This is a genomic window from Acerihabitans sp. (assembly GCF_036398755.1).
GTDB lineage: Bacteria > Pseudomonadota > Gammaproteobacteria > Enterobacterales > Enterobacteriaceae > Acerihabitans.
In genome coordinates, this window is record NZ_DASWOM010000058.1 from 1 (window position 1) to 5,534 (window position 5,534).

Consider the following 5,534-nt stretch of genomic DNA (forward strand, 5'->3'; position numbering starts at 1 on the left):
CCTGCTGGCCGCGATGCAGTATGCCGGCGGCGCGGCGGCGGCGGGCATTATCGTGATTGTGCTGACCCTTTATCCCGGCGCCCGGGGATATGCCTGCGCCTTCGGCCTGCTGGCGGCGCTTTGCCTGTGCGCCGCGGTGGCCGGGCTGATGGCGCAGGAGCCCGCGGCCGGCTAACGGTTGCGGCGGAATTACTCCGTAGCGCCGCAACTGCCTCTCCTTTGAGAGAGAGATCACAAACTAAGGCAAAACTCGCCTACAAATAGACATAATCATTCATTTTTGCGCAGGTCAGATGGTATATTTTTAATACTGAACACAAGTTCTGTATACAGAACTTGGTGGCGGTGGCGGAATAGAAGAGTAATGAAACAGGAATGAATATAGGGCAGCGATAATGCCATCCAATAAATGTTTATCATTGACCAACGAGGTTCTGACACATGAAAAACCCTGGAAATTTAGAACATCTCCCTACGCGCAAAAGATTCTTTATCGTTGCCCTGTTATTCATCTCGGTCGTGATTAACTATATGGACAGATCGAATATATCTATCGCAGCGCCGGGGATTATTAAAGAATTTGGCTTAACCAGCGCCCATATGGGCTGGATATTCGGCGCCTGGGGCTGGAGTTATGCTTTATTTCAGATACCGGGCGGCTGGCTGGCCGATCGCGTCACTCCCCGGCGCCTGCTGGCACTGCTGCTTTTCGCCTGGTCCCTGGCCACCATCGGCCTCGCTTTTGCCACCAATCTGGTATTTTTTATTATCTTGAGAATGCTTATCGGGATGCTTGAAGCTCCAAGCTATCCGATTAACAGCCGGGTCGTCACCACCTGGATTCCAGAAAAAGAACGGGCCAGGGCGATCGGCACCTATACTTCCGCCCAGTTTGTCGGTTTAGCTTTTCTTACGCCGGTCCTGAGCTGGCTGTTCTCGACGCTAGGGTGGCATTATGTTTTCCTGGTCAGTGGCGGCTTGGGCATTATCTGGGCACTGCTCTGGTATAAATTGTACAACGAACCCAACAAACTCAAAGGCGTCAATCAGGCGGAAGTTACCTATATCGCCCAGGGCGGGGGCATTCCGGACTTAAGTTCGCGCCATGACAATGTTGACGATTTAAAAGAAATAAAGAAATTCGACTGGCGCGATTTGAAATTTTTATTAACGTCGCCAAAATTGTGGGGGCTTTATTTGGGGCAGTTTGGCCTCGGCGGCACCACGATATTTTTCCTTACCTGGTTCCCCACCTATCTGGTGGAATACCGCCACATGGATTTCATTAAAGCCGGTTTTGCCGCATCAATACCTTTTCTATGCGGTTTCCTGGGGGTATTAAGCTCCGGCGTATTATCCGACTTCTTGTTAAAAAAAGGCTTCACATTAGGCTTCGCCCGCAAGTTGCCCATCATATCCGGCTTGTTATTGTCCACGACCATCATCGGCGCCAATTTCGTTAACAGCCCGGCGCTGGTAATCGTCTTTATGGCGATCGCTTTCTTTGCCACCGGTTTGGCCTCGATAGTCTGGACCCTGGTCTCCTCCATTGCCCCGGAACGGCTTATGGGCATGACCGGCGGGGTGTTTAATTTTATCGGCGCGTTGTCCGGCGTCATCGTACCCATAACCATCGGTTATCTGGTCGACGGCGGCGATTTTACCCCCGCACTGTATTTTGTTTGTTCGATGACGTTGCTGGGCGCTTTGTCTCTTATTCTTCTGGTCGGCAAGGTTGAGCGCTTGGCCGCGCCAACGCATGCAAAAAACCATCTCGAATCTAAAAAAGTCATCGACAGCCATTAAGGAGGCTATATGAAAATAACCAATATCAAACCCTATGCCGTCTGGGTTGGCGATCGAAACCAGTTAATTGTTAAAGTCGATACGGATGAAGGCCTTTACGGCTGGGGGGAATCTGGCCTATCAAGTCGGGAATTGGCGGTTAGCGGCGCCATCAGCCATTATGCCAATTTCCTCATCGGCCGCGATCCCATGCAAATCGGCGCTTTATGGCAGGAAATGTATCGCAGCCAGTATTTCGAAGGGGGCAGAGTATTAACCTCGGCCATGGCCGCTATCGATATCGCACTGCATGATATTAAAGGTAAAGCCTTAGGAGTGCCGATTTATCAATTGCTGGGCGGTAAACAGCGCGAGACCGTACCGACCTTCGGCTGCGTCAGAGCGGACGACCCCGAACAACTCATGGCTTATGCCCGCGATGCCGTGAACGCCGGCTGGGATTGCCTGCGCCTTGGCTGGAAAAATGATGCGGCATCCCCTTATGAACCCAGAAAGCATATCGCCACGGTGGCCGAGTGGATGATCAAGGCCCGTGAAGCCTTAGGTTCCGCCGTCATGCTGGGGGTGGATTATCATCATCGCCTTACGGTTCCTGAAGCTGCGTCTTTTTGCCAGCGTATGCCGCGGGGAACGCTGGATTTCCTGGAAGAACCCATTCGTGACGAAAGCCCCGAATCTTATAGCGCTTTAAGAAAACTGATTGATATCCCTTTTGCCATCGGGGAAGAATTTTCCTCAAAATGGCAATACCTGCCCTATATCGAGCGCGAGCTTACGCAATTCGCGCGGATAGATATCTGCAATATCGGCGGCTTTACCGAAGCGATGAAAGTCGCTGGCTGGTGTGAAGCGCATTATATAGACGTTATGCCACATAATCCGCTGGGCCCGGTCTGCACCGCGGCCACCGTCCATTTTTCGGTGGCTATCCCGAACCTTTCTTATGTCGAATGCTGGGAGACTCCTAATGAGGATATGGCGCGCCAGGAATCTTCCCTGTTTTCAAAACGTGCCCAACTGGTCGGCTCATCTTATCAACTCCCCGAGGGACCGGGCCTGGGAGTCGATATTGATGAACACGCGCTGGCGGAATGCGAACCCTTCCGCTTCTATGAAATGCCGCACCTCAAAAGGAACGACGGTTCCCATACAAATTGGTAACCCATACCGACGGGTAAATAACCAAGCGGACCGTAGGCCATAGACAGGTGCGGCAATAACGGTCTTCTTTATATCGCCAGGATATTGCGAGGATGTGATTAATGATTGGACGAAAAAAATTTAACGGCGTGTTTCCTCCCGTACCGACCATTTTTACCCCGCAGGGAAAATTGGATAAAATGGGCATGGCGACCCTGCTCGATCATCTTATTGATAGTTCGGTCGACGGGATATTGCTGTTGGGCAGCGGCGGCGAATTCTGCCATATGACCAAAGAGCAACGCTTTGATGTCGCGGAATTTTGCGTTGCGCACATCAACCACCGCGTACCGGTGCTGCTGGGCATCAGTAGCTGCGGTACGCAGGAAGTGATCGAGTTCGGCCTGCATGCCGATCGGCTCGAAGTGGATGGGGTGCTGGTGCTAAACCCTTATTACGTGACGTTAACCGATGAGTATATGTATCAGCACTTTAAAACGGTGGCGGAAAATATTGCCACGCCGGTATTACTGTATAATTTCCCGGCGCTCACCGGACAGGATATCAGCGTAGATTTGATGGTCAGGCTGGCGCATGATGTCCATAATATCATCGGCATAAAGGATACGGTGGACAATATTAGCCATATTCGGGAGATCGTTAATCAAGTCAGGCCGGTCAGACCCGATTACATTATTTTCGCGGGTTATGATGAATATATGATGGATACCCTGATTTTAGGCGGCAACGGCGGTATCCCGGCGACGGCGAATATTGCTCCGCAAATTACCTGCGGTTTATACCAAGCCTGGCGCGAGAAGGATTATGAGACGATGTTTAGCTTACAGCGCCGCCTGTCCGCATTTTCCACCATCTATGGTCTGGATTCGCCCTTTTTCGGCATAATTAAAAAAGCCATCCGGCTCAGCGGGGTGGATATTTCTACCGAGGTGCTGCTACCGGTAAAAATGCCGAATGATGAGCGGGTCGCTGAATTGACGTCGTTAATGCAGCGCGCGGGGATACTTTAAACATGGGGCACGCAACGCCGCAGGCATCGTGATGGCAGGGTGTCCGGCGCAATAAACTAGCGTAATAACTCCGTAAGGCGGCGGCTGGCGTCCATCATCAGTGATGCCAGCGTTTCCCGCTTTTCCTCCGGGATCTGGAATGCTACGCCCGATATGCTGAGCGCGGCCACAACCTGGCCCTGGGAATTAAATACCGGCACCGCAACGCATCTTACGCCCAAGGAATCTTCTTCGTTATCGTATCCCCATCCCCGGCGCCGTATCTCCGCCAGTTCCTTTTTCAGAATAGTGATATCGGTAATGGTCGTAGCGGTAAATTTCTGTAATATCTGGTCGCCGGGAAGCAATTCTTCTAATTCTGCATCGTTCAGCCAGGCAATAAGCACTTTCCCCAGTCCGGAACTATGCAGCGAAAGACGTTTACCTTCCCAACTGCGAATAACGATAGGCTGGGGACTATCCACTTTCAGCAAATAGATCGGCGCTACGCCTTCCAGCACGCCCATATGGCAGGTCAAACCGGTGAAATCGCGGATTTCTTTCAAAATCGGCAAGGCTATTTTTTTTATGTCATATTGTTCAGCGGCTTTATTGCCTAGCTCATACAGACGCAAGCCAAGATAATATTTATTTTTATCCTGGCGCAGCAGGCCGTGAGCCACCATGCTGGTTAATAATGAAGAGGTGCTGCTTTTGGCGAACCCGGAATACTGAAGTATCTGGGTAAATGTGGCGCCATCATTTTCAGAAAGATAATCAAAAACACACATGACTTTATCGAGAGCCGGTATGGAAGTCGGTAATTTTTTCATGGTTCATCAATGGGTTATTTTTTCCTATGCGTTACTATACACTACTGTACCCGGTTATTCCCATGAGAAAATAGGCCCTCACCTCCTGATGCCTGTTAACCATACCGGCATCACCCGCAGCCTGCAGCATAAAGGGGTGGCTACGCGCGGTTGCCATCCTGCGCCGCGATAGCGGTAGGGGCCAGTGGCAGGGTATGGCGCATTCCTGGCTGCTAAAGCGCCGGCCTAGCCGCGGGGCGGCAAGGCCGTGTTATCGGCGTCATTCAATTTAACGCCCTCGTGCAGGCGTTTATAATAGGAATGACCGGTATTAAGCGCGCCGATGGGATTATGGGCCAGTACCCGATCTTTCACGATAAGATAGGTTACCGGCGCGTCGGAGTGTTTCATAAACAGCGAGTCGTGGCCGACGCACAGCCCGCTGATAACATTCAAATCCGTCTTTTCTTGATTACATAAATTGGCCTGCATAACGGGGTTACACATGGCCTCGAAGCCGCCCGGCCTGATTTTATCCCGCTCGGCAATGCCGACGCTGCATTTATCCTGGGAACCGACCTTGCACAGTACGCCGAATACGGCTAAATCATTTGCCCGCAAAATGCCGGCAAAAATCCTGTTCTCTTGAATCAGTCCCGCGCATGAGGCGATGCCGATTTTTTTGGCGCCTATTTTCTTGGCGAAAACCACGATTTCTTCCACCCGGGTTAATTGGCCGTAATACTGGCCTTCCACTTGGGCGGAC

5 protein-coding genes are annotated in these 5,534 nt (G+C 51.5%); 3 read left to right on the top strand and 2 right to left on the bottom strand.

Translation table 11 applies throughout. The features are described 5' to 3' along the window. Positions 1-441 precede the first annotated feature (441 nt). The 3 genes from VGC33_RS09620 to VGC33_RS09630 all read left to right on the top strand — a co-directional run bounded on the left by VGC33_RS09620 (position 442) and on the right by VGC33_RS09630 (position 3,977). Positions 442-1,806 carry an MFS transporter gene (locus VGC33_RS09620; RefSeq protein WP_331120529.1) on the top strand — a complete coding sequence of 455 codons (1,365 nt, stop codon included), beginning with the start codon at positions 442-444 and terminating at the stop codon, positions 1,804-1,806. A gap of 9 nt (positions 1,807-1,815) precedes the next feature. Continuing rightward, positions 1,816-2,967, top strand: a complete 1,152-nt coding sequence (locus VGC33_RS09625) for a mandelate racemase/muconate lactonizing enzyme family protein (RefSeq protein ID WP_331120530.1) — start codon at positions 1,816-1,818, stop codon at positions 2,965-2,967. Positions 2,968-3,068: 101 nt separating this feature from the next. After that, on the top strand, positions 3,069-3,977 hold the full coding sequence (locus tag VGC33_RS09630) for a dihydrodipicolinate synthase family protein (RefSeq protein WP_331120531.1): 909 nt from the start codon (positions 3,069-3,071) through the stop codon (positions 3,975-3,977). 56 nt (positions 3,978-4,033) lie between these two features. Here VGC33_RS09630 and VGC33_RS09635 read toward each other — a convergent pair whose 3' ends face one another. Both VGC33_RS09635 and VGC33_RS09640 read right to left on the bottom strand, forming a co-directional pair. Next, the gene (locus VGC33_RS09635) at positions 4,034-4,789 is read right to left on the bottom strand and encodes an IclR family transcriptional regulator (protein ID WP_331120532.1); all 756 of its coding nucleotides are present in this window, start codon (positions 4,787-4,789) and stop codon (positions 4,034-4,036) included. A gap of 225 nt (positions 4,790-5,014) precedes the next feature. Further along, a partial coding sequence (locus VGC33_RS09640; protein WP_331120533.1) for a DUF1847 domain-containing protein occupies positions 5,015-5,534 on the bottom strand: 520 nt, incomplete at its 5' end.